The sequence below is a fragment of the Plantactinospora sp. B24E8 genome (genome assembly GCF_039871735.1).
In the GTDB taxonomy this organism is placed as follows: Bacteria; Actinomycetota; Actinomycetes; order Mycobacteriales; family Micromonosporaceae; genus Plantactinospora.
Genome location: NZ_JBDPMH010000017.1, coordinates 15,832 through 38,257, shown reverse-complemented (window position 1 = coordinate 38,257; position 22,426 = coordinate 15,832). Strand labels below are relative to the sequence as shown.

At 72.5% G+C, this 22,426-nt stretch carries 22 protein-coding genes and 2 pseudogenes; 6 read left to right on the top strand and 18 right to left on the bottom strand.

Annotated elements, in window-relative coordinates; translation table 11 throughout:
• Positions 1 to 6 precede the first annotated feature (6 nt).
• From ABGB21_RS22850 to ABGB21_RS22830, 5 genes are all read right to left on the bottom strand, one after another.
• On the bottom strand, positions 7 to 339 hold the full coding sequence (locus tag ABGB21_RS22850; RefSeq protein ID WP_347657213.1) for a small basic family protein: 333 nt from the start codon (positions 337 to 339) through the stop codon (positions 7 to 9).
• Positions 336 to 1,256: a DUF881 domain-containing protein gene (locus ABGB21_RS22845; RefSeq protein WP_347657212.1), complete on the bottom strand. Its 921-nt coding sequence runs from the start codon at positions 1,254 to 1,256 to the stop codon at positions 336 to 338. Before ABGB21_RS22845 ends, ABGB21_RS22850 begins: the two co-directional genes overlap by 4 nt.
• Entirely contained in the window at positions 1,253 to 1,912 is a 660-nt protein-coding gene (locus ABGB21_RS22840; RefSeq protein WP_347679431.1) for a CDP-alcohol phosphatidyltransferase family protein, read from the bottom strand. The genes ABGB21_RS22845 and ABGB21_RS22840 overlap by 4 nt, the downstream gene beginning before the upstream one ends.
• Positions 1,913 to 2,300: 388 nt before the next feature.
• Positions 2,301 to 2,693 (bottom strand): DUF2267 domain-containing protein, encoded by a 393-nt coding sequence (locus tag ABGB21_RS22835; protein WP_347657210.1) that lies wholly within the window; start codon positions 2,691 to 2,693, stop codon positions 2,301 to 2,303.
• A gap of 105 nt (positions 2,694 to 2,798) precedes the next feature.
• The gene (locus ABGB21_RS22830) at positions 2,799 to 3,914 is read right to left on the bottom strand and encodes an N-acetylmuramoyl-L-alanine amidase (protein ID WP_347679429.1); all 1,116 of its coding nucleotides are present in this window, start codon (positions 3,912 to 3,914) and stop codon (positions 2,799 to 2,801) included.
• 227 nt (positions 3,915 to 4,141) lie between these two features.
• Here ABGB21_RS22830 and ABGB21_RS22825 point away from each other — a divergent pair.
• Positions 4,142 to 4,291: pseudogene (locus tag ABGB21_RS22825) on the top strand (hypothetical protein); the annotation flags it as partial.
• Positions 4,292 to 4,418: 127 nt separating this feature from the next.
• Here ABGB21_RS22825 and ABGB21_RS22820 read toward each other — a convergent pair.
• Positions 4,419 to 5,633, bottom strand: a complete 1,215-nt coding sequence (locus ABGB21_RS22820; protein WP_347679427.1) for an XdhC family protein — start codon at positions 5,631 to 5,633, stop codon at positions 4,419 to 4,421.
• Positions 5,634 to 5,894: 261 nt separating this feature from the next.
• Between ABGB21_RS22820 and ABGB21_RS22815 the strand changes: the two genes are divergently transcribed.
• Complete coding sequence (locus tag ABGB21_RS22815) at positions 5,895 to 6,104, top strand: phosphatidylethanolamine-binding protein (RefSeq protein WP_347657207.1); 210 nt, start codon at positions 5,895 to 5,897, stop codon at positions 6,102 to 6,104.
• A complete protein-coding gene (locus ABGB21_RS22810; protein ID WP_347657206.1) occupies positions 6,101 to 6,628 on the top strand; it encodes a hypothetical protein in 528 nt (175 codons plus the stop codon). The genes ABGB21_RS22815 and ABGB21_RS22810 overlap by 4 nt, the downstream gene beginning before the upstream one ends.
• A 53-nt stretch (positions 6,629 to 6,681) precedes the next feature.
• Here the strand turns inward: ABGB21_RS22810 and ABGB21_RS22805 are convergent, their stop codons facing one another.
• Positions 6,682 to 6,918, bottom strand: coding sequence for a hypothetical protein (locus tag ABGB21_RS22805; RefSeq protein ID WP_347657205.1), 237 nt, complete (start codon positions 6,916 to 6,918; stop codon positions 6,682 to 6,684).
• Between the two features lie 283 nt (positions 6,919 to 7,201).
• Between ABGB21_RS22805 and ABGB21_RS22800 the strand changes: the two genes are divergently transcribed.
• On the top strand, positions 7,202 to 7,867 hold the full coding sequence (locus ABGB21_RS22800) for a hypothetical protein (protein WP_347657204.1): 666 nt from the start codon (positions 7,202 to 7,204) through the stop codon (positions 7,865 to 7,867).
• Positions 7,868 to 7,879: 12 nt separating this feature from the next.
• On the opposite strand, the gene ABGB21_RS22795 is transcribed toward ABGB21_RS22800, so the two are convergent.
• Positions 7,880 to 8,029, bottom strand: a complete 150-nt coding sequence (locus ABGB21_RS22795; RefSeq protein WP_347657236.1) for an amidophosphoribosyltransferase — start codon at positions 8,027 to 8,029, stop codon at positions 7,880 to 7,882.
• Between the two features lie 158 nt (positions 8,030 to 8,187).
• Here ABGB21_RS22795 and ABGB21_RS22790 point away from each other — a divergent pair.
• Positions 8,188 to 8,571, top strand: a pseudogene (locus ABGB21_RS22790) (SRPBCC domain-containing protein); the annotation flags it as partial.
• Between the two features lie 579 nt (positions 8,572 to 9,150).
• Here ABGB21_RS22790 and ABGB21_RS22785 read toward each other — a convergent pair.
• The 4 genes from ABGB21_RS22785 to selA are packed head-to-tail and all read right to left on the bottom strand — an operon-like array spanning position 9,151 to position 13,377.
• Positions 9,151 to 9,849, bottom strand: coding sequence for an exo-beta-N-acetylmuramidase NamZ domain-containing protein (locus tag ABGB21_RS22785; RefSeq protein ID WP_347679425.1), 699 nt, complete (start codon positions 9,847 to 9,849; stop codon positions 9,151 to 9,153).
• A 12-nt stretch (positions 9,850 to 9,861) separates the two neighbouring features.
• Entirely contained in the window at positions 9,862 to 10,059 is a 198-nt protein-coding gene (locus tag ABGB21_RS22780) for a hypothetical protein (protein WP_347657202.1), read from the bottom strand.
• A 50-nt stretch (positions 10,060 to 10,109) separates the two neighbouring features.
• Positions 10,110 to 12,014: a selenocysteine-specific translation elongation factor gene (selB, locus tag ABGB21_RS22775; protein WP_347679518.1), complete on the bottom strand. Its 1,905-nt coding sequence runs from the start codon at positions 12,012 to 12,014 to the stop codon at positions 10,110 to 10,112.
• 43 nt (positions 12,015 to 12,057) lie between these two features.
• Positions 12,058 to 13,377, bottom strand: coding sequence for an L-seryl-tRNA(Sec) selenium transferase (gene selA / locus ABGB21_RS22770; RefSeq protein WP_347657234.1), 1,320 nt, complete (start codon positions 13,375 to 13,377; stop codon positions 12,058 to 12,060).
• 159 nt (positions 13,378 to 13,536) lie between these two features.
• Here selA and selD point away from each other — a divergent pair, with 159 nt between their 5' ends.
• Positions 13,537 to 14,541, top strand: a complete 1,005-nt coding sequence (gene selD, locus ABGB21_RS22765; protein ID WP_347657233.1) for a selenide, water dikinase SelD — start codon at positions 13,537 to 13,539, stop codon at positions 14,539 to 14,541.
• A gap of 114 nt (positions 14,542 to 14,655) precedes the next feature.
• Here selD and ABGB21_RS22760 read toward each other — a convergent pair whose 3' ends face one another.
• From ABGB21_RS22760 to ABGB21_RS22735, 6 genes are all read right to left on the bottom strand, one after another.
• Complete coding sequence (locus ABGB21_RS22760) at positions 14,656 to 15,756, bottom strand: sugar-binding protein (protein ID WP_347657201.1); 1,101 nt, start codon at positions 15,754 to 15,756, stop codon at positions 14,656 to 14,658.
• Positions 15,757 to 15,822: 66 nt separating this feature from the next.
• Complete coding sequence (gene mmsB / locus ABGB21_RS22755; protein WP_347657200.1) at positions 15,823 to 17,121, bottom strand: multiple monosaccharide ABC transporter permease; 1,299 nt, start codon at positions 17,119 to 17,121, stop codon at positions 15,823 to 15,825.
• 4 nt (positions 17,122 to 17,125) lie between these two features.
• The gene (gene mmsA, locus ABGB21_RS22750) at positions 17,126 to 18,664 is read right to left on the bottom strand and encodes a multiple monosaccharide ABC transporter ATP-binding protein (protein WP_347679423.1); all 1,539 of its coding nucleotides are present in this window, start codon (positions 18,662 to 18,664) and stop codon (positions 17,126 to 17,128) included.
• A gap of 684 nt (positions 18,665 to 19,348) precedes the next feature.
• Positions 19,349 to 20,245, bottom strand: coding sequence for a formate/nitrite transporter family protein (locus ABGB21_RS22745; protein ID WP_347657198.1), 897 nt, complete (start codon positions 20,243 to 20,245; stop codon positions 19,349 to 19,351).
• Positions 20,246 to 20,268: 23 nt separating this feature from the next.
• Positions 20,269 to 21,384, bottom strand: a complete 1,116-nt coding sequence (gene nrfD, locus ABGB21_RS22740) for an NrfD/PsrC family molybdoenzyme membrane anchor subunit (RefSeq protein WP_347657197.1) — start codon at positions 21,382 to 21,384, stop codon at positions 20,269 to 20,271.
• On the bottom strand, positions 21,381 to 22,424 hold the full coding sequence (locus ABGB21_RS22735; protein WP_347657196.1) for a 4Fe-4S dicluster domain-containing protein: 1,044 nt from the start codon (positions 22,422 to 22,424) through the stop codon (positions 21,381 to 21,383). The genes nrfD and ABGB21_RS22735 overlap by 4 nt, the downstream gene beginning before the upstream one ends.
• Positions 22,425 to 22,426 lie beyond the last annotated feature (2 nt).

Below are 22,426 nucleotides of genomic sequence, written 5' to 3'. Positions count from 1 at the left end.
GCCAACCTACGCCCGGAACAGGTGACGACGAATAGCCGCCACATTGCCGAAGATCCGCACGCCCAGCACGACCACCACACCCGTCGACAGCTGGCCCCCCACCCCGAGCTGGTCCCCGAGATACACGATGATCCCCGCCACCAGCACATTCGAGATGAACGAGACGACAAACTGCTTGTCGTCGAAAATCCCGTCCAGCTTCGCCCGCACCCCACCGAAAACCGCGTCCAACGCGGCCACCACCGCGATCGGCAGATACGGCTGCAACGCCGACGGCACCGACGGGTCCAGCCAGACGCCAAGAACCACCCCGACGAGCAACGCCACCACCGGGATCATCGGCCACCCCCGGACGGTCGGGGCGACACCCCGGAACCGGACGACGACGGCACCCCGGACGAGGAGGCGGAGGGCTCGACATCAGGCACCGCATACCGCAACTGCGGTTCGGTCGCGGCCGACAACGTCAGATCGTCAGCATCACGGACGTCGAACGACATCCCGTACTCCTCCGCGACACTACGCAACAACCGCGCGGCGGCACTGTCCTCGAACCGCCGACCCATCCGACCCGGCCCGATCGCCGACACCTCGTACGGCCCGATGACCGGCTTGAAATCCACCAGGATCGCCCCACCCGCCGCCCGGATGGTCGACGTACTGGTGAGCCGTTGACCGTTGATCGCTATCGCCTCCGCTCCGACACTCCACAACGCGTTCGCGATGTCCTGAAGATCACGGTCGAGGACCCGACCCAGATTCGTCCCACCGGCCCCGGTCACCGCATCCGCGTTCGACGGCGCGTCCGCGACCCGCACCACCACACCATCCCCACGAACCCGACCCAGACCGGTCGCCGCCTCCAACTGCCGCAGCCTCGCCACCGCACTACCGGAGAGCGCCGCGTCCCGCTGCCGGTTCACCTCCGCACGGAGTCGCTCGGCCCGCGCCGTCAACGCCGCGTTCTCCGCCTCCCGCTGCTTGATCTGCTCCGCCAGCCCGGCCCGCGCCGCACTACGACCCGGCTCCGCCGCGACCGTCTGGCGGTAGGCCACGGCCAGCAGGAAACCCAGGGCGACCAGAGTCAGCACACTCACCACCCGCATCGACGGCCGCCGCCACCCGGCGACGGTACGCCCAGCGGCCGCGTTGCGCCGCCGCTGTTCCGCCGCCGCGGCGTAACCCGGGTCGAGCGGATTACGGAACAACTCGGTGAGGAAGTCCGGCGTGAAGGTCCGCCCGCCGCGATCGGTCATCCCGCCCCTGCCCGAACGGACCGGGCCAACCGGATCAGCCGCGCCGCCTGCACCAGGTAGAGCACGCCGGCCAGCCAGTAGAGGGCCAGACCCCACCAGGCCAGCCCCCACCCGATCGCCCCGGCGGTCGCCGCCGCCCCCGACACGGTGTGCGCCAGCAGCAGCACCGGAAACGCGAGCAGCAGGACAAACGTCGCCGTCTTACCGAGGTAGTGGACCGGTGGTGGCTGGTAGCCGTACCGCCGCAGCACCGCGAGGTTGACCGTCATCACCACGTCCCGGGCCAGCAGTGCCACGGTGAACTGCCAGGGCACGACCTCCCGGACGGTCAACGCGACCAGCGTGGCCAGGATGTAGAGCCGGTCCGCGACCGGGTCGAGGAGCTCACCGAGCCGGCTGACCTGCCGCAGCCGACGCGCGACGTAACCGTCGACCCAGTCGGTCAGCCCGCCGACCGCCAGGATGACCACGGCGGCGCCGTCGGCGGCATCGGTCCGGACGACCAGGAACAGATAGAGGAAGACCGGTACGCCGAGCAACCGGGCGAAGCTGATCAGGTTGGGCACGGTGAGGATCCGGCCCATCGCGGCGGTCTGCTCGGAGCCGTCACCACCGGTTGACCGGGCCTCAGACGCCCGCGCCGGCCGACGCGCCACCGATCCTCCCTCCGCGCCTGGCCCGATCGACCCGCCCGCGTCAACGGGCGGCGATCCAGGAACCGGTACGCGCTCCGGCCGGCCCTCCCCTGGACGACGAGGCCGACCGGGGACGCCGGTGTTCTGACAGCGGCCCGGGATCCAGACATCTCGACCCCGGGCTGCTCAACGCTGAGCCACTATATCCGGCCTCGTGTTTTCCCTCCGCCGCGCGCGCCGAGACGGTGTCGGTTCGTGGCGGCTGGTGGATGTGGGGTGGGCCACACCCCGTACGGCATCCTAGGATGCTAGCGTGTTTGGTCGGGCTGTCCTGTCGCGCCGCCCTCGATGTGCCCACTGCTGGCGGGGCCCTCTCCTCGACACCGAGGAGAGGGCCGGCGAATGCGGATCAGCCGCTCAGATTGGCCCGGCCGAACAGCGGGGCGTACCCGGAGGGCAACTGGGTCAGCACGTCGTTCAGTTCCCCGCCGGAGATCGCCTCGGCGACCGTGCAGAGCACCGCGCTGGCGTCCCACTCGGCGGTCCGGGCGGTCGCCCCGGCACCCGTCGCCACCCGCCCCAGGAACTCCCGCGCCCCGAACCCCGCCGGGCCGCCCTGCGCCGCCGAGATCAGCGTGGCCGCCAGTGGTCCGGGCAGCTGGGCGGCCAGGTCCTCGGCCTCGTCCGGATGCAGACGCTGGGCCAGGATGCCGAGGACCAGATGAGTGACCCGCTCCGCCTCCGCGGGGTCGGCGTACTCGCCACGATCCCGCACCTTGGCCAGGAACTCGTCGTACCGCACTCCCCCACCTCCGGCGTCCGCGACCCGGCACCACACCGGCCACCGCAGGTCGTTACCCGGGGTGACGGTGATGATGCGTACCGGCTCCGGACCTGGGTGGCCGGCTCAGACCCGGGTGATCCGGATGGCGTCGGCGACGACGTACCCACTGGCGCCGCTCCACCGGCTCACCCCGGCGACGTTGCGGTCCCCGGCGGTCAGGGTGAAGGTGCCCAGCGAGCGCCAGGCGCCGCCGCCGGTGCTCTGGTCGACCACCACGGTCTGGTTACCACTCTTCGTCACCACGATGTACGGCGTCGCGGTGTTGTAGCCGGCGATACCGGGATACCAGGCGTCCACCCGGTACGTCCCCTCGGCCGGGATGTTCGCCTTGTACCAGGCGACGTCGCTGATCGGCTCCGGATTGGCGTACCGGTAGTCGGCGCCGTAGCGCTCGGCGGAGTACGAGGAGGTCAGCCAGTTCGCGCTGGCGGTGAACCGGCCGGCGGTGGTGTTGTCGACGATGGTGCTGAACGCCGGTGGCGGGGTGCCGCCGCCGGAGAGCGCGTCGGCGACGTCGGCGCGCAGTTGCGGAAGCATGCCGTAGAGCACGTTGCCCGGGCAGGCGGTGGCGACGTAGTCACGGTGGCCGTAGATCCGGGAGGCGGCGATGCCGTACTGGTCGCAGATGTAGGCGCAGAACTGCACCAGCCGGTCGTAGAGGGCCGCCGGTGGGGTGGCGCTGGTGTAGGTGCCCTCGTTCTCGATGCCGATCGCCTTGTCGTTCTGGCCGGGACAGTGCGCCCCGACGACCATCCCGCTGCCGGCCCGCAGCCGGGTGAGGCTGTTGTGTCGGCCCTCCATCACGTAGCCGCCACGGCTGATGGTGAAGTGCTGCCCCGAGTCGGACCAGCCGTTGTCGTTCATGTGGAAGTTCTGGATGCTGCGGGCCACCGAGTACGCGTGGGCCTGGGTGTAGGTGGTGCTGTTCGGGCCGGCGGTGTGGTGGATCAGGATCTTGTCCGGGTTCGACGAGATCACGCTGAGCGAGCCGGGGGTGCGGGCGCCCCAGGTGGCGCAGCTGGCGATCGTCGGCGGCTCGACCGCGAGCAGGGCGCCGGTGTCGGGCGCGGCCAGGGCGGGGCTGGTGCCGGCGAGGGACAGACCACCGGTGGCGGCACCGACGCCGAGCAGAACCGCGCCGCGTACGACGTCACGGCGGGACAGGGGGTTGCCGGTCACGGGGACCTCCAGAGGGGGATGAAGGATTCCTTGATACAACCGAGCGATGTTGAAGGAATTCTTACCAGACCATCGACGCACGCCGCTAGATCCGCGACCGGTCGACCCGGGGTCCGCCCGCCCACACCGCGCCGGCGACTCGGCGCGTCCCGCGTACCCCGGCGATCGGGATCGACCTCCATCGAATCTGACCTTGTCGATGGGCTCGGTAGGCGGTAGCTCGAGGCCTGGCCCGCTCCGGGAGGACCTCCGACTCCAGCCGCTACGCCTCACCCCGGGACGCCCTCGGCACGCCAGCGGAGAAACTGGCCTACGTCGCGGCCTTCGACCGCGCCGCGACCCGGCCCGACGCGCTCGCCGTACTCGACGTGGACCCAGAATCGCCGCGCTGCCGGCCACACCGGCTCCGTCGCGGTGGTGGCGGCCCTGGTGACCGCGACCCGGTCCCGCCTGGTGGCGGCGTGCGGCCGATCCGTGGACGCCGTCGGTCCGGGCCGCCGTGGTTCAGCCCGGTGCCGGCAGTGGATTCACGGCTGCGGTCGGTGGGACCGGCACTTCGTCCGGTGGTTCTGTCCGGCCCTCACCGGGGGCCGGGGTGTCGTGGTGGATCCGACCGTCCAGCGCCGAGAGCCGACCGCCGCTGCCGCCCCACCGGCCGGCGACGATCTCCGCCGCGATGCTGACCGCGGTCTCCTCCGGGGTCCGTGCCCCCAGGTCGAGGCCGAGTGGGGAGGAGAGTCGCTCCAGCTCCGCCTCGGTCAGCCCGACGGCCCGCAGCCGGGCCAGCCGGTCCAGGTGGGTCCGCCGGGACCCCATCGCGCCGACGTACGCCAGCGGCAGCCGCAACGCCACCTCCAGCACCGGTACGTCGAACTTCGGGTCGTGGGTCAGGACGCAGACCACCGTCCGGCCGTCCACACGACCCGCCTCCGCCTCGGCCCGCAGGTACCGGTGTGGCCAGTCGACCACCACCTCGTCCGCGTCCGGGAACCGGCGGGCGGTGGCGAAGACCGCCCGGGCGTCGCAGACCGTCACCCGGTATCCGAGGAACGTGCCGATCCGGGCCACCGCGGCGGCGAAATCGATCGCCCCGAACACGACCATCCGGGGCGGGGCCGCGTACGTCGCCACGAAGAGCCGCAGGTCGTCGCCGCGCCGCTGGCCGTCGTACCCGTACCGGAGGGTGCCGGTACGGCCGAGCGCGAGCAGCCCCCGGGCATCGTCGGCGACCGCCGCGTCCAACCGGTCGGTGCCGAGCGAGCCGATCGTCCGGTCCGTCCAGACCACCAGCCGCCGGCCGACCCGGTCCGCCGGATCGCCGCCGGTGCTCTCCACGCAGCTGACCACCGCCGTCGGCCGGCCCGCCCGGATCGCCGAGGCGACCTCGGCGAACTGCGGGAAGCCGGTCGGGTCGACCCGTTCGACGTACACGTCGAGGATGCCGCCACAGGTCAGACCGATCGCGAAGGCGTCGTCGTCGGTGACGCCGTACCGGCGCAGCGCGGGGACGCCGGTACGGGCCACCTCCCGGGCCAGGTCGTAGACGGCGCCCTCCACGCATCCGCCGGAGACGCTCCCGACCACGGTGCCGTCCGGGCCGACCAGCATCGTCGCCCCGGCGGGGCGGGGCGCGGAGCGCCAAGTGCCCACGACCGTGGCCAACCCGACCGGTTCGCCGGCCCGCCACCAGTGGGCCAACTCGTCCAACACGTCACGCACGGCCGATCACCGGGTCGCCCCTCCTGTCCGCGGTCGCCGGGTCCCGCCGCCCTCCGCCGTCCCCGACGGACATTCCACTCAATCGTCCCATAACGCCGCATCTGTCCGGCCGGAGTAGTGGTTCCACACCGTCCTTCGGATTCATCGACGAGAGTACGACGTTGTCCGACCTCGTCCCGGACACCTGATCGGCGAATGGCCCGGAGCCGGGCGGGTAGACCGCCCCGGTACGGCGCCGACACGACGGACGGAGGCGGCCTGATGCCAGGACCACGACCCGGTAGCAACGCGTACGACGTGGAACGTGCGCGACTGCGCAAACGCATCGAGAACTCGGGACGCGCCAACGACAAGAAGGCCGACGAGGCGGCAAACCGTGAGCTGCGGGAACAGCAGGACCGGCCCGGCTTCGTCCGCGGTGAGCGAGGGCTCGGCCCGAAGGGTGAGCGTGGCCGGGGAGAGCCGAGATGACCGGCCGGGCGAAGATGGCCATCCTGCCGTTACTGGGCGGCCGGCCTCAACGGGCGTCGGTCGGTGAGCACGCCGTCGACGGGCTGATCGCGGGTGCGGTCGGCAGCGTCGCGCTGAACGTCGTGACGTACCTGGACATGACGGTGCGGGCACGGCCGGCGAGCAGCACCCCGGAGGAGAGCGCCGGGCGTCTGACCCAGGCTCTGCACATCGGTCTGGGGCCCGAGGACCGGGCGGCGAACCGCCGCTCGGGCCTCGGACCCCTCCTGGGCTATGCCACCGGTCTGTTCTGCGGTGCCGCCTTCACCGCGCTCGGGCTCCGGCGGCTACCGACACCGGTCGCGGCCACGCTCTTCGGTGCCGGCGTGATGGCGACCGCGGACGGATTCCTGACCGCCCTGCGGGTCACCGATCCGCGGAGCTGGAGCGCCGCCGACTGGTGGTCGGACATCGTGCCGCACCTGGCGTACGGGGTCGCCGCGGTGGCCACCCTGCACCAGCTGAGCCAGGGTCGGGCCGCCTGACCGTCGTCGCCCGGCCGGCCGTGCTCCGGACCGGCACGCTGGACCTGGGCCGGTCAGTCACGACCGCCGCCGGCGGCCGGACGGGCCGTGCTGCGGCCGGCTGCCCGTCGGTCCGGGTCCTCCGCGACCGGGCGCGACGCCTGGCCGTACGGGGAGACCTGGTCAGGGGGCATCCGTCGCCCGCCGCCGCCGTTGGTCCGGGTCGGCTCGCCCGGTCGTGGACCCTTGCTGTCCTGCACCGTCGGGTTCAGCCCGTTGCGGCGCATCTCCGGCTGCTGCACGTTGGTCATCGTCATCCCCTTCCGCCGGCGCGCCGGTCGCTCGCCGTCCGCCGTCCGGCGGAGGCATCCGACGACCTGGTGGTCGCCGCGCGGTGTGTACGGTTTCGGACCGTCCGATCACACCTCCGGCACGCCCACGCTGTGGTTACCCGACGCCGGTGGCGGCATTCGCCCGCGCCCCGGACCCGCCGCCGGGGCCGCCAGCGCCCTCGGCCGTCGGTGGCCGCTGTGCCCGCTCAACGGCGTGCCGGCGGTACGGTGTGCCGGGGCGGCTGGTGGGTAGCCGGAACGGGTGGATCGTCAACGCGCACTGGTCCGGGTCCTGCTCGACCGGGAGGGCCGCAGCTACGCCGAGGAGGCCGGGATCCGGCTCGTCGACCGGCCGGGACCGTTGTACCAGTTGCTGCTGCTGACCACGCTGCTCAGCACCCGGATCCGGGCCGGGGTGGCGGTCGCCGCCGCCCGGGAACTCTTCGCCGCCGGGTGTCGTACGCCGCAGGGCACGGCGGCGACCAGCTGGCAGGAACGGGTCGACGCGCTCGGCCGGGGCCACTACCGGCGGTACGACGAGCGGACCGCGACGATGCTGGGCAGGTCGGCCGACCTGTGCCTGGAGCGCTGGGGTGGCGACCTGCGTCGAATGCGTCGGGCCGCCGCCGGTGACCGGTCCGGACTGCGTCGGCTGCTGACGGAGTTTCCGGGCATCGGCCCCACCGGTGCGGACATCTTCCTGCGTGAGGCGCAGGCGGTGTGGACGGACCTGCGCCCGTACACCGATCGTCGGGTGGCCGGGGCGGCCGAGCGGCTCGGGCTGCCGTCCGCGCCGGACCGGCTGGCCCGACTGGCCGGCGGGAACGACTTTCCCCGGTTGGTCTCCGCGCTGGTCCGGGTCTCCCTGGGCCAGGCGTCGGTCGGCGAACTGACCAGGGCCGCCGGCGGTTCGGCGGCAGTCCGGTGAGCGGACCGGCGGTCAGCTCACCGGCTTGCCGCCGGGGCGGGTCAGGTACCAGACGGCCAGTCCGACCAGGACCGCCAGGAGCAGGACGGTGTTGGTGACGCCGCGTCCGTCCTCCGGCCGGTTGCCGAAGTAGATGACCGCGAGCGCGGCACCGATCGACAACACCGTCCGCAATCCCTTGTTTTTCACGCAAATCACCCTAGGGTTCCCGCGCGTCGGAATCCGCCCGTCGCCGGACCACCCCCGGTCCGGGTGACGGACCGTGGCGGGGGTCACGGGGCCCGTCGTGGCGCCCGGACCCGCCGTCGTACAGTCACGCCGTGACCCAACTCCGGACCAGCGTCGACCTCCGCCACCCCGCGGACCGGGTCTGGCAGGCCCTGACCGACCCCGAACTGCTGCCCAAGTGGTTCGCCTCGGTACAGCCGCGCCCCTCGTCGATCAGCCGCTTCGAGTTGCGACCGGTGGACCTGCCCGAGCTGGCCGAGCGGGTCACCGTCGAACTGGTCGAACTCGACCCGCCCCGGCGTCTCGAGCTGCGCTGGCCGGAGTCCGGGCAGCACACCCGGCTGGTGTGCGAACTGACCCCGACCGGCGACGGCTGTCAGCTCACCGTCACCCAGTCCGACGACCAGGAGCCGTGGGACCTCGCCGACCCGGACCTGCGGGAGCGCTGCTACCAGCGGGTCCTCGAGACCAGGCTGCCGGCCGTCCTGGACTGGCTGGCCTTCGGTGAGGTCGACTTCCCGGCCCCACCGTCCGGACCGGACCCGGCCGCCGGATCGGTCCTCGCCGCGCCGACGCTGACCGCCGGGGCGGCGGTCGCCCCGACGGGTCGTGGACCGGCCACGTCCGCCCGCCGCTCCCGGCACCGTCTCGGCGCCGGACTGGCGGTGGTCGCACTACTCGTCGGCGGCGTGGTGGTCGCGGTGGGTCTGGTCAACGGCCGGGCGGCCCAGTCCCCCAGCGGGGCGCCGCGCGCCGCCGACGGGGACGCGACCGGCGGAGCCGGTTCGGGCAGCCCGGCGCCACGCACCCCGGCGGTCGGGGTCGCCCCGGTCCAGCCGAGCAGATCGACCACGCCGACGCCGCGCCGCACCCCGGGCGCCGGCGCCTCCCGGCCCCCGGGCCGTACCGGGCAGCCCCGGCTCGCCGCCCGGTACGCCACCGTCGACCGGGACCTGCTGGACTACCAGGGCGAGGTGGTGGTGACCAACGAGGGCGACGGGGCGGCCACCGGCTGGACCGTCGTGATCACGCTGCCCGGCGCCGCCGAGGTGTCGTCAGCCACCGGCGCCGACTACCGGCAGGAGGACCGGCGGGTGACCTTCAGCGGTCCCCGGCTCGCCGCCGACGAGGCGGTGACGATCCGGTTCGAGGTGAAGCAGGACGGGCTGCTCGGCCCGAAACAGCCCTCCGGCTGCGTCGTGGCGGACCGGGAGTGCACCGGACTGTGAAACCCGGCCGTTACGGTCAGTAGGCAGCCGAGTCGAACCGCTGAGCTTGTCGATCCAGTACGGCCGGGTCGCGTCCCAACTGTCCGCCTGCCAGGCGAACGCCGGATATCTGCGGGCCTCGACCAGCATCGCCACCGCAGTACGGATCGGGTCGAACCGGGCTGGGTCGACAACCTTCACCTCCACTCCCGCGCAGAGTTTGTTGAGCAGGTCCGGCTTCTGCCCGGCGATGGTCGGGGAGAAGTACGCCTCGCGGAACTCCACCCCCGACAGGTTCCGGGCGGCGAGCCGGTCCGCCCAGTGGTAGTCGAACTCGGTGGCCAGCCCGCCGACCAGTTCGAACGGCCGGGTCGTACCCCGCCCCTCGGTCATCGACGCGACGCCCTCGAACATCCCGGTGCCGGGATAGACCAGGGCGGTGTCCGGGGTCGGCATGTTCGGGCTGGGCAGTACCCACGGCACGCCGGTCTCGGCGGCCATCTGGTCGCGCCGCCAGCGTCGGCACCGGATGACCGTCAGGTCCACCGGGTCGTCCCGTCAGACCACCTCGAGATCGTCCAGCGCGATGTTCTGGAGCATCAGCCAGCGGGCCAGCGCCGTCATGCCGTACAGCCACAGCGGCGCCGACTCGGTGGTGCCGTTCGTCGCGTAGATGGCGAACCGCAGGTCAGGGGCGCGGTACGCCTCGATCCGCCACCGGTGGGTCCGGTCCCGCCAGACCGCCGACGGATCCATGCCCCCACGCTAACGCCCGCACCGCCCGACCCGGCCGGGTTCGGCCGGGCTCAGCCCGCGCGGCCCACCTCGACGCGGTCGGCGACGAAGGCCGGGCCTGGCCCGGACTCGGACTCCGACCCGTGCTCCGGCCCGTGCTCCGGCCCGGACCTGGACCCGGACGCCGATTCCGGCCCGGATCCGGACTCCGCGAGCACGATCCGGGCGTCGTCCGGCAGGCGCCGGGTGGCGCCCCGGCGGTCGAGCAGTTCCAGCAGTGGCACGGCGACCCGGCGGGTCGTACCGAGCGCCTGCCGGGCGGTGCTGAGGGTGAACGGTTGGGGCAGTCCGGCCAGCACCCGCACCGCCCTGTCGGCCGCGTCCGGCAGCAGCACGACGTTGTCCGCGAGCCGGAGCAGCAGACCGGCCCGGACCGCCGCGCCGATCTCCCGGTGTCCGAGGCCGACCTCGGCGAGCCGGGCCGCCTCCGGGGCGACGAACGGCCGATCAGCCAACTCCGTCCCGATCCGCCGGACCGCCCGGACGACCTGCTCGGGCGGTCCGGCCGCCGCCCCCGGCCCGACCCGGCCGTTGTGGACGGCCAACGGCGAACCGACCGACGGCGCGACCACCAGCGCCTCGACCAGCGAGCGGTCGGGCAGGTCGAGCAGCCGGCGCAGGGTCTCGACCGGCACTCCCGACTCCAGCGGGTGGGCCGCCGACCACCGGGCCACCTCGGCGCCGAGCCGGCGGCGCAGGTCGTGCCAGTGTCCGGGGTCGGCGTGCCAGTCCCCAGCCACCGGAGCCGTGGTCACGGTGACCCCCATCCGTTCCAGGTCGCGCCGCCGGGCCAGGCCACGACGGCGCAGCTCGCCGTGTTCGTCGGGGCGGCCGTCCAACCCGGCCAGGACACCGGCGCGCAGCGCCGCCGCGCCGCGCCGGGCCAGCCCGGGAGGTACGACGTCGAGCACGGTCACCCCGCCGGCCACGTGCCGCCGCCCCGGATCCCGCAGCAGGGCCCGGTCACCGACCCGCAGCGGCAGTCGCCGGGCCAACCGCAGCCGGGCGGTGTCCGGACCGAGCGGACGTACCCGGGCCGGTACGGCGGCCGAGCCGACGTGCAGCATCACCTCCGCCGGGAGGTCCCGCACCGGGTCGCCGGCCAACCGGACGTCGACCAGGTCGGTGTGCCGGAACAGTTCCGGGGTGAGCAGCGCGTCGCCCCGGCCGACCCGCTCCCTCGACACACCGCGCAGGTTCACCGCGACCCGGGCCACCCCGGTCACCCGGGGTAGCGCCGCGCCCAGCGCCTGCAGGCCCCGGGCCCGAACCCGCGTCCCGGTGCCGGTCAGTTCCAGCTCGTCACCGACCCGGAGTTCGCCGGCGCCGAGGGTTCCGGTGACCACCGTGCCACTGCCCCTGACGGTGAACGCCCGGTCCACCCAGAGCCGTACCGGCGCCGTCGGGTCCGGCACCGGCAGCCGGGTGGCGAGCCGGTCCAGCGCCCGCCGCAGTTCCGGCAGACCGGCGCCGGTGACCGCGCTGACCGCGACCGTCTCGACCACCCCGAGCGAGGTGCCGGCGATCTCCGCCCGGGCCTGCGTGATCGCGGCGGCGGGATCGGCCAGGTCGGTGCGGGTCACCACCAACAGGCCGTACCGGACCCCGAGCGCGTGCAGCGCGGCCAGGTGCTCGGCAGACTGCGGTTTCCATCCCTCGTCGGCGGCGACGACCAGCATCGCGGCCGGCGCCGGACCGACCCCGGCCAGCATGTTCGGTACGAACCGCTGGTGTCCGGGTACGTCGACGAAGGCGAGGGCCGTGCCGGAGGGCAGGGTGGTCCAGGCGAACCCGAGGTCGATGGTCATGCCCCGGCGCCGTTCCTCGGCCCACCGGTCGGGTTCCATCCCGGTCAGCGCCCGGACCAGGGTGGACTTCCCGTGGTCGACGTGGCCGGCGGTGGCGACGACCCGCATGTCACCGCTGCCGACACAGCCGCGCGACGGGCCCGACGGCACGTCAGTTCTCCCGCCACGACCCGGGTACCCGCAGCACGGCGCTGCGCACCGCGTCGTCGTACCCGGCGGGTACGCAACGCAGGTCGAGCAACAGCCGACCCCGGTCCACCCGGCCGATCACCGGTGGGTCACCCCGGCGCAGCGCGGCCGCGTACGTCTCGGGCAGGGCGAGTGCCCACGACTCGAGCGTGACGTCCGGGGCGCCCCCGCCACCGACGACGGCGGTGGTGGGGACGACCTCGGTGCGCAGCCCGGCCGCGGCGAACTGGTCCCGCAGCCGTTCGGTCCGCAGTCGCAGCGCGCCGGGGGTGGTCCGCAGTGCCCGCCAGGTGGGAGTCTCCGGGCCGGTCAGGGTCGCCTCCAACGCGGCCAGGGTCAGTTTGTCCACCCGCAACGCCCGGGCCAGCGGGTGCCGGCGCAGCCGCTCGACCAGTTCCGTGTCACCGAGCAGCAGCCCGGCCTGCGGGCCGCCGAGCAGCTTGTCACCGCTGGCGGTGACCAGGGCGGCGCCGGCCCGCAGCGCGGAGGCGGCGTCGGGTTCGGCGGGCAGCAGCGGATCCGGAGCCAGCAGTCCGGAGCCGATGTCCGCCACCACGGGTACGCCGAGGGTCGCCAACCTCCCGACGGGTACGGCGGTGGTGAATCCCCGGACGACGAAGTTGGACGGGTGCACCTTGAGCAGGAACGCGGTCTGCGGTCCGAGTGCGGCGGCGTAGTCGGCCAGCGAGGTGCGGTTGGTGGTGCCGACCTCACGCAGCCGGGCTCCGGTGCTGGTCAGCAGGTCCGGCAGCCGAAACCCGTCGCCGATCTCCACGAGTTCACCCCGGCTGACCACGATCTCCCGTCCGCCGCCGGCCAACACGGTGGCGGCCAGGGCGAGCGCGGCGGCGCCGTTGTTCACCACGTGTACCCCGCCGGCGGTCGGCACGGCCGTGGCGAGGGCGGCGAGCGCGCCCCGACCGCGGCGGGCGCGACGCCCGGTCCGCAGGTCGAGTTCCACGTCGGTGTGCCCGGCGGCGGCGACGACGGCGTTCACCGCCGCCGCCGACAGCGGTGCCCGGCCGAGGTTGGTGTGCAGGACGACACCGGTCGCGTTGAGCACCGGGCGCAGTCCGGCGGCGGTGTCGGACAGTTCGGCGACGGCGACCGCGAGCACCTGCTCCGGCGGGATCTCGCCGCGGCGGGCCCGGTTCTGGACCTCGCCGACCATCTCCCGCAGCCGGGTCCGACCGAGGGTCGCCTCGGCGGCGACCAGTCGGGGGTCGGCGAGCAGCACGTCGGTACGTGGCACCCGCCGTCGAGGGTCGCCGGCCCCGTTCATCGCCACCTCGTTCCGCGCTCCTTCACCCTGGGCACTTAACCACGGGTGACCGCTCGGTGTGGGCGGAATGTCCGATGCGACCGTCAGGTCGGGCGGCTGCCGAAACCGCGGCAGCTGCGATCACGCGCGGTCGGATGGGACAGTGGTCCGGTGACCACGATGGAGCGGTACCGCCTGACCCAGTACGCGCACGGCGGTGGTTGTGCCTGCAAGATCCCGCCGGGTGAGCTGGAGAGCGTGGTCGCCGGCCTGCTCGGCCCGGCCCTCCCGGCCGGCCCCGGCGAACTGCTCGTCGGCCTCGACGACGGCGACGACGCGGCGGTGGTCCGGCTGGAGTCCGGTACGGCGGTGGTGGCGACCGCCGACTTCTTCACCCCGGTCGTCGACGACCCGTACGACTGGGGGCGGATCGCGGTCGCCAACGCCCTCTCCGACGTCTACGCGATGGGCGGCACCCCGGTGGTGGGGGTGAACCTGCTCGCCTGGCCGCGTGACGTGCTGCCGCTGGAACTCGCCGCCGAGGTGCTGCGCGGTGGTCTGGACGTGGCCCGGCTGGCCGACTGCCACGTGGCCGGCGGGCACAGTGTCGACGACCCGGAACCGAAGTACGGCATGGCGGTCACCGGGATCGCCGACCCGCAGCGGCTGATCCGCAACGACGCCGGCGAGGCCGGGCTGCCGCTGACCCTGACCAAGCCGCTCGGCATCGGTGTGCTGAACAGTCGGCACAAGCGGACCGGGGAGGTGTTCCCACAGGCGGTGGCGACGATGACGGAACTCAACCGGGCGGCGTCGGCGGCAGCGGTCGCCGCCGCGATCCGGTGCGGGACGGACGTGACCGGTTTCGGCCTGCTCGGCCATCTGCACAAGCTGGCCCGGGCGTCCGGGCTGACCGCCCGGATCGACGCCGCGGCCGTACCGTACCTGGACGGGGCCCGGCAGGCACTGGCCGACGGTCACGTCAGCGGCGGAAGCCGCCGGAACCTGGCCTGGGTGGCGCCGCACCTGCTGGCCGACGGCGTCGACGAGCCCGAGTTGCTGCTGCTCGCCGACGCGCAGACCTCCGGCGGGCTGCTGGTCGCCGGGGAACTGCCCGGCCACCCGGTGGTCGGTGAACTGCTGCCGGCCCGACCTGACGGTACGACCCTGCTGGTCCGCGGCTGAGGCCCGGCCCGCCGGTCCACGGCCGGCACGACACGGGCCCCCGGAACTGGAGTTCCGGGGGCCCGTGGCTGCCGTGCCCGACGGCTGCCGGGTGGCGGTCGTGTCCTGGTGCGCTTACTTGGTGAGCGGCGCCAGGGTCGGGTCGTTGGCGTAGGCCTCGGCGGCGTTCGCCTTGGTGACGATCTGCGGCGGCAGCAGGTACGACGGGACGACCTTGACCCCGTTGTTGTACGAGTCGGTGTCGTTCACCTGCGGGGTGTTGCCGGCCTGCAGGGCCTTCACCATCTCGATGGTCTGCTTGACCAGGTTGCGGGTGTCCTTGTTGATCGTCGAGTACTGCTCGCCAGCCATGATCGACTTGACCGACTCGACCTCGGAGTCCTGACCGGTGACCACCGGCACCGGCTTGCCGGCGCCCTTGACCGAGGTCAGGATGGCCCGGGCCAGGGTGTCGTTCGGCGACAGCACGCCGTCCAGGGTCTTGCTGCTGTAGGTCGAGTTCAGCAGGGAGTCCATCCGCTGCTGGGCGTTCTCGGCCTTCCAGCCCTGGGTGGCGGTCTGCTTGATGTCGGTCTGGCCGGAGCCGACCACCACGTTGCCCTTGTCGATCTCCGGCTTGAGCACGCTCATCGCGCCGTCGAAGAAGACCGCCGAGTTGTTGTCGTCCGGCGAGCCGGAGAAGAGCTCGACCGTGTACGGGCCGTTCGGCTTCTTGGCCTTCATGCCGTCCAGCAGGGCCTGGCCCTGGAGCTCGCCGACCTTGAAGTTGTCGTATGCGACGTAGTAGTCCACGTCCGGGGTGTTCTTGATCAGCCGGTCGTAGGCGATGACCGTCGCGCCGGCCTCCTTGGCCTGCTTGACCTGGGTGCTCAGCTGGGCGGCGTCGGTCGCGCCGATGACGATGACCTTGGCACCCTTGGTGACCATGGCGGAGATCTGCGCCTGCTGGTCGGCGACGGTGCTGGAGGCACCGGCGTACTGGACGTCGGACTGGAAGCCGGCCTCCTTGAGGCCGTTGCTGAACAGGTCACCGGCGAGCACCCAGTTCTCCGAGGTCTTCGCCGGCAGCGCCACGCCGATGAGCGAGTTGGCCGCGAAGCCCTTCCCGGAGTCGGCCGAGCCGCCGCCGGAGGAGTCCGAGCGCTCGGAGCAGGCGGTCAGTGCCAGCAGGGCGATGGCACCAGCGGCCACACCCCTGGCAAGGTACTTGCGCATTTCAGGTTGCCCTTCTTTGGATTTGGACCGGGATCGGAGGTGTTCCGGTCCCCTGCCGGGTGGCCGTCAGCCGGCCACCGGAGTCTTGGCGGGCTCGTGGCCCGTCTCGACCGGCGTCGCCGGGGTGGCGGGTGCCTCCCGGCGGAATGGCCGCGTGATGCTCCCGATGATCGAGAAGCGGCCACGGTTCTTGTTGTAGACGTCGAGCGCGACCGCGAGCAGCAGAACCAGACCCTTGATCATCTGGACCCGGTCGATGCCGACGCCCATCAGCTGCAGGCCGTTGTTGAGCACCGCCATCACCAGGCCACCGACGATCGAACCGCTGATGGTGCCGAGACCGCCGGAGACGGCGGCGCCACCGATGAAGACCGCGGCGATCGCGTCGAGTTCCCAGCTGAGGCCGTCCTGCGGGCCGGAGGCGGCGGACCGGGCGACGAAGATCATGCCGGCCAGCGCGGCCAGGATCGACATGTTCATCATGACCAGGAAGTTGACCCGCTTGAGCTTCACCCCGGAGAGCTCGGCGGCCCGGGCGTTGCCGCCGACCGCGTAGATGTGCCGACCACCGGCGGTGTTCCGGGTGACGAAGGAGTAGAACACCACCAGGACGCCGAGGATGATGCCGGAGATCGGGAAGCTGGTGCCGACCCGACCGCCGGCGAACCGGAAGGCCGCGAAGAGGATCACGACGACCGGCACGGCGACCCGGATCAGCGAGATCCACATCGGGGCGACGTCAGCCGCCATCTCCCGGCGGGTCCGGCGCAGCCGCCACTCGCGGACCACCACCGCGGCGCTGACCAGCAGACCGAGCAGCAGGGTGAGGTTGTTGTAGCCGGTGTTCGGGCCCACCTCCGGCAGGTAGCCGGCACCGATCTCGCGGAACCCCTCGGGCACCGGGATGGTGTTGGCGTTGCCGATGTACTGGTTCATGCCCCGGAAGAGCAGCATGCCGGCCAGGGTGACGATGAACGCCGGTACCCCGATGTAGGCCACCCAGAAGCCCTGCCAGGCACCGATCACCGCGCCGACCACCAGGCCGAGGACGATGGCCAGCGGCCAGGGGACGTTGTAGTCCTGCATCAGCTTGGCGACGATGATGCCGACCACCGCGGCGATCGAGCCGACCGACAGGTCGATGTGGCCGGCGACGATCACCATCAGCATGCCGATGGCCAGGATCAGGATGTACGAGTACTGGCTCACCAGCGAGATCAGGTTGCTGGAGTTGAGCGTCAGCCCGTCGGTGAGGATCTGGAACAGCAGGACGATCGCCACCAGCGTGAAGATCATCCCGAACTGGCGGGCGTTGGACTGCGTCCCGGCAAAGAGGGACTTCTGGAGTTCTTTCACGCGGCTCATGGCGTCATGCCTTCTTCGCTGAGGTCATCTGCTTCATCAGGAGTTCCGGATCGGCGTCCCGCCGCTCGATGCAGCCGGTGATCGCGCCCTCGAAGACCGTGTAGATCCGGTCGCAGAGGCCGATCAGCTCCGGCAGCTCGGACGAGATGACGATGACGCCCTTCCCCTGGTCGGCGAGCTGCTGGATGATGCCGTAGATCTCGTACTTGGCACCCACGTCGATGCCCCGGGTGGGCTCGTCGAGGATGAGCAGGTCGGGATCGGTGAACATCCACTTCGCCAGCACGACCTTCTGCTGGTTGCCGCCGGAGAGCTTGCCGACGCCCTCGTCGACGGTCGGGGTCTTGACCCGCAGGCTGGTCCGGTAGCCCTCGGCGGCACGGTGCTCCGCGACGTGGTCGAGCACGCCGTGGCGGGTGATCTTGCCGAGCTTGGCCGCGGTCACCGAGGTCTTGATGTCGTCGAGCAGGTTCAGCCCGAGCGACTTGCGGTCCTCGCTGACGTACGCCAGCCCGTGGTCGATGGCGTCCGCCACCGTCCGCAGCACGACCTCCCGGCCGTCCTTGAAGATCTGCCCGGAGACGTACGTCCCGTAGGAGCGGCCGAAGAGGCTCATCGCCAGTTCGGTCCGGCCGGCGCCCATCAGCCCGGCGAAGCCGACGATCTCGCCCCGCCGCACGGAGAAGCTGGAGCCCTTGGCGACCAGCCGGTCGGACGAGATCGGGTGCCGGACGGTCCAGTCGCGGACCTCGAAAAACACCTCGCCGATCTTCGGGGTGTGGTCCGGGAACCGGCTGTGCAGTTCCCGGCCGACCATGCCCCGGACGATCCGGTCCTCGTCGACCCCGTCCGCCTTGATGTCGAGGGTCTCGATGGTGTGACCGTCACGCAGGATGGTGATCGAGTCGGCGATCTGGGCGATCTCGTTCAGTTTGTGCGAGATGATGATGGACGTGATGCCCCGCTGCTTGAAGCCGAGGAGCAGGTCCAGCAGGTGCTGGGAGTCCGCCTCGTTCAACGCGGCGGTCGGCTCGTCGAGGATGAGCAGCTTGACGTTCTTGGCGAAGGCCTTGGCGATCTCCACGAGCTGCTGCTTGCCGACGCCGATGTCCTTGATCAGCGTGTCCGGGTCCTCCTGGAGACCGACCCGCGCCAGCAGCTCCAGCGCCTGGCGGTTGGCGGCCTTCCAGTCGATCACGCCGGCCCGGCCGGGCTCGTTGCCGAGGAAGATGTTCTCGGTGATCGACATGCCGGGTACCAGGGCGAGTTCCTGGTGGATGATCACGATGCCGGCCTGTTCGCTGGCCCGGATGTCCGAGAACCGGCTCTCCGCGCCCTGGTAGAGGATCTGGCCGGAGTAGCTGCCGTACGGATAGACCCCGCTGAGCACCTTCATCAGGGTCGACTTGCCGGCCCCGTTCTCGCCGGCGATCGCGTGGATCTCGCCCTTGCGGACCACCAGGTTGACGTCGGAGAGCGCCTTGACCCCCGGGAACTCCTTGGTGATCCCGCGCATCTCCAGCAGGACAGGTGCGGGGCTCATGACACACGCTCCCCGAGCCGGGCCCGTACGACGTACGGACCGCTCGTGGCCGGAACCGCGTGGCCTCCGTCACCGCGGCGCCGGAGGGATCCGGACGCGTCCGGCGGCCGGTGGCCGCGCCACGTCACCAACATCATTGTTGCCTCCGGGCAGCTCGTCATCGCTGACACTGTTTTGTTGCCGCGTGAAACTTATTGGAGGCGAACTTGTTTCGCAACATTTCGGTGCCGTGTCCTGGGCGTCAATCCAGTGGTCAACACCACCAGACATGCAACTACTGTGAGTAGCGAGGCACGCGCAGGCCAGCGGGTCGGTTGTGGCGGCCCGCCGGGGCGGAAAAGAGAGCAAGAACACGCCCGGCGGCGCGTCCTCCGAAGGGCGGGACGCCCCGGGGACGTGCTGCTGGTCCGCTCAGCCGCCACAAGCACCCGTGGCGACTCGTCCGGACCATATCGGGTGCACCTGAACCCGATCACGTCGGGTGGCCCAGGTCAGACCCCGGTCACCCGGTCGTCCGGCCCGGGGTTGCCGGCCGGCCGGCCTCCGGTGACCGGGGATACACCGGCACCGGCACCGGAAGCACCGGGAACGGTGACCCGCGGCGTACCGTTGGCCGGATGGCGTGTCGGACGATCGGTGACCGGACTCGGCCGGACGGCGTCGTCGCGGTGGGCCGTCCGGTGGTCAGCGCGGGCCGGCCGCGTCCTGGCCGCCCTTGCTGCGCTTGTCCGGGGTCGGGGTGACCTGGACCCCGTCCGGCGCGAGCGGCCGGGCCTGCCCGCGCAGGTAGAGGAACCAGTAGAAGCCCGCGACGAAGAGCGCTCCGCCCGCCAGGTTGCCGGCGAAGGCGAGCAGGAGGTTGTGCACGACATCCCAGGCGCCGATCCCCGGGACGTGGGCGAACATCGCCGCCGGGAGGAAGAACATGTTGGCGACCACGTGGTCGAAGCCGAGCGCCACGAACGCCATGATCGGGAAGAAGATCGCCAGGATCTTCCCGGCGATGTCCTCGGCCGCGTAGGACATCCAGACGGCGAGGCAGACCAGCCAGTTGCAGCCGAGCGCCCGCAGGAAGATCTGGACGCTGTCCTCGTTCAGTGCCTTGCCCTCGGCGATGGCGGCGAGCTTGGCGAAGGTGAGCGCTCCCCCGGTCCCGGCGGCGGAACCCGCGTCGCCGATGACGCCGGTCCGGATCGCGAGCACGTAGGCGACGAACAGCGAACCGATCAGGTTGCCGACGGTCACCAGCAGCAGGCTGGTCGCGGCCCGTCCGACTGTCGTCCGTCCGGAGGTCAGCGCCAGCGGTAGCAGCGCCATGTTGCCGGTGACCAGCTCGGAGCCGGCGATCACGACGAAGATCAGGCCGGCGGCGAAGACCGCCCCGAAGATCAGGGTGGAGAGGTTCCCCCAGACCGCGACGGGCATGCCGGCGGTGACGACAACGCCGAGCAGGCCGGCGAAGGCGATGTAGGCACCGGCCAGGATCCCGCCCACGAGCATGCGGTCGGGGCTGAGGTTCGCCTTGACCACGCCGGCGTTGACCGCCGTGGTCGCGATCTGGTCGGGTGTCTTGAAGCCCATGGTTCCCCCTGATGGTTCGACGCTCACCCACCCGGCGCCGCCGCCGGCCCACCGGCCGACGTCGACGCCTGTCGCTCCAGCCGCTCCCGCTGTGGCACGACCGTGTATTTCGGGTCGCGGGCGGAGACGACCCCCGCCTCGAAGACCCCGAACCGGGTCAGCACCGACGACGCCAGCAGGGCGGCACCGGAGAGCACCGAGAGCACCCGGCTGCGCCGGCCGAGCAACGCCCCGGCGGTCCCGACGGCGAGCAGCAGCCGGCTGCTCCGCAGCATCCGCCCGCCGGGTCCCACCCGGTACGGCTCGCCGGTCAGCCCCAGCCGGGAGATCCGGTGCTCGGCCAGCGTCTCCACCACGGCCCCGGCCACCACCAGCCGGCGCGCCGGGCCCGCCTGGCCGACCGGGGCGGCGACCAGGCCGGCACCCGCGCCGGCCACCAGCGCGCTGCCGGCGAACAGGAATGGCAGATCCGGGTGGGCGTCGTGCCAGGCCGGCATCGCGGTGTCCGCCAGCAGCACCCCGGTGTACGTCGCCAGGGCCGGCGCCGTGACGGCGGCGGCCAGACCGGCGGCCCGACCGGTTACCGGCAGCAGCCGGCGGGCCAGCCCGGACACCCCGTGCCGGGGCAGCAGCGGAGCCGCCTCACTGACCGCCGCCAGCCCGGCGGCCGGACCGAACGCGGCGAGGATCCAGGTACCCATCGACATCGGCGACGTCGGTTTCGCCACCCGGAGCATGTGGTGGAACCGGGCGGGCCGGCCGAGGTCGTTGATCAGGAAGTAGGTGCTGGCGGCGACCGCGCCGAGCGCCACCAGCCGGCCGGACCGGCGCAGCGCCGGACGACCGGTCAGGTCGGCACCGGCGGCCAGCAGCGCGGTCCCGGCGGCCAGCCCGCCGGTGAACAGGTACGCCGGGATGTCGTGTCGCCACACCGGAGCCTTGAGGATCGGCCGACCGTAGTAGGAGGCGAACCCGGCGGGCGGCACCGGCCGCGGTTCACCGGCCACCAGGCCCGGCCCGGCCGAGCCGCCCCGGCGGGCGCCCCGACGCAGCCCACCGCCGTTCGGCTGCTCCAGCCGGGCCCGGAACTGCCGGAACCGCTCCCCCAGCGGCTCGCCGGGCAGGCCGCGGCCGGTCACGACGGCCGCCCGACGAACGCGGCCACCGCGGCGGCCGCCATGGTCAACGCGGCCGCTCCGGCCCACCGCCACATCCGGGGCAGGTCCCGGGTGGTCACCACCGGGTCGGGTGGCAGACCGTACACCTCGGGTTCGTCGAGGAGCAGGAAGAAGGCGCCGTCCCCGCCGACCCCGTCGGTCGGGTCGTGGCCGTAGAGGCGGGCCTCCGGCATCCCGTCGGCGTGCAGCCGCTCGACCCGGGCCCGGGCCCGCTCACGCAGCTCGTCGAGTTCGCCGTACTGGATCGACTCGGTGGGGCAGGCCTGGGCGCAGGCCGGGGTCCGGCCGCTCTTGGTCCGGTCGTAGCAGAGGGTGCACTTCCAGGCCCGGCCGTCGCCCCGGCGCTGGTCGATGACGCCGTACGGGCAGGCCGGGATGCAGTAGCCGCAGCCGTTGCAGATGTCCTCCTGCACCACCACGGTGCCGAACTCGGTGCGGAACAGCGACCCGGTCGGGCAGACGTCCAGGCAGGCCGCGTTGGTGCAGTGCTTGCAGACGTCCGACATCATCAGCCAGCGCAGGTCGGCCCGCCCGCCCCGGTCGCCCCGACCGGGCAGCTCGGTGCCGGGCATGCCGAGGAACTGCGTACCGTCGACCATCCGGCCGGCCGGGGCGGGGTCGGGCGCCGACGGGACCCCGGGATCCGTGCCGGTGTCGACGACGGTCCCGGCCCCGGTCTCGGCGGTGGCCACCCCGACCGGCGCCCCGGTCGGGGTACCGGCCAGCGGCGCCGACGCCTGCCAGCCGACCGGACGGGACTGCTCCACGAAGGCGACGTGCCGCCACGAGTTCGCGGTCAGCGCTCCGGTGTTGTCGTATGACATCCCGAGCAGGTCGAGACCGCTGACCGGCACCAGGTTCCACTCCTTGCAGGCCACCTCGCAGGCCTTGCAACCGATGCAGAGGCTGGTGTCGGTGAAGAACCCCATCCGGGGCGGCGGGTCCACGTACCCGGCCCGTTCGGCGGGGTTCACCGCGACGGCCGGTCGGATCTCGACCATGC

Excerpts from the sequence above, each read along its gene's own strand:
- ABGB21_RS22845 (WP_347657212.1), bottom strand. The coding sequence starts at position 1,256 with ATGACCGATCGCGGCGGGCGGACCTTCACGCCGGACTTCCTCACCGAG.
- ABGB21_RS22850 (WP_347657213.1), bottom strand. The coding sequence starts at position 339 with ATGATCCCGGTGGTGGCGTTGCTCGTCGGGGTGGTTCTTGGCGTCTGG.
- ABGB21_RS22735 (WP_347657196.1), bottom strand. The coding sequence starts at position 22,424 with ATGGTCGAGATCCGACCGGCCGTCGCGGTGAACCCCGCCGAACGGGCC.
- ABGB21_RS22780 (WP_347657202.1), bottom strand. The coding sequence starts at position 10,059 with ATGGATCCGTCGGCGGTCTGGCGGGACCGGACCCACCGGTGGCGGATC.
- selB (WP_347679518.1), bottom strand. The coding sequence starts at position 12,014 with ATGCGGGTCGTCGCCACCGCCGGCCACGTCGACCACGGGAAGTCCACC.
- mmsA (WP_347679423.1), bottom strand. The coding sequence starts at position 18,664 with ATGAGCCCCGCACCTGTCCTGCTGGAGATGCGCGGGATCACCAAGGAG.
- ABGB21_RS22745 (WP_347657198.1), bottom strand. The coding sequence starts at position 20,245 with ATGGGCTTCAAGACACCCGACCAGATCGCGACCACGGCGGTCAACGCC.
- selA (WP_347657234.1), bottom strand. The coding sequence starts at position 13,377 with ATGAACGGGGCCGGCGACCCTCGACGGCGGGTGCCACGTACCGACGTG.
- ABGB21_RS22810 (WP_347657206.1), top strand. The coding sequence starts at position 6,101 with ATGACCGGCCGGGCGAAGATGGCCATCCTGCCGTTACTGGGCGGCCGG.
- ABGB21_RS22805 (WP_347657205.1), bottom strand. The coding sequence starts at position 6,918 with ATGACCAACGTGCAGCAGCCGGAGATGCGCCGCAACGGGCTGAACCCG.
- ABGB21_RS22815 (WP_347657207.1), top strand. The coding sequence starts at position 5,895 with ATGCCAGGACCACGACCCGGTAGCAACGCGTACGACGTGGAACGTGCG.
- selD (WP_347657233.1), top strand. The coding sequence starts at position 13,537 with ATGGAGCGGTACCGCCTGACCCAGTACGCGCACGGCGGTGGTTGTGCC.
- mmsB (WP_347657200.1), bottom strand. The coding sequence starts at position 17,121 with ATGAGCCGCGTGAAAGAACTCCAGAAGTCCCTCTTTGCCGGGACGCAG.
- ABGB21_RS22760 (WP_347657201.1), bottom strand. The coding sequence starts at position 15,756 with ATGCGCAAGTACCTTGCCAGGGGTGTGGCCGCTGGTGCCATCGCCCTG.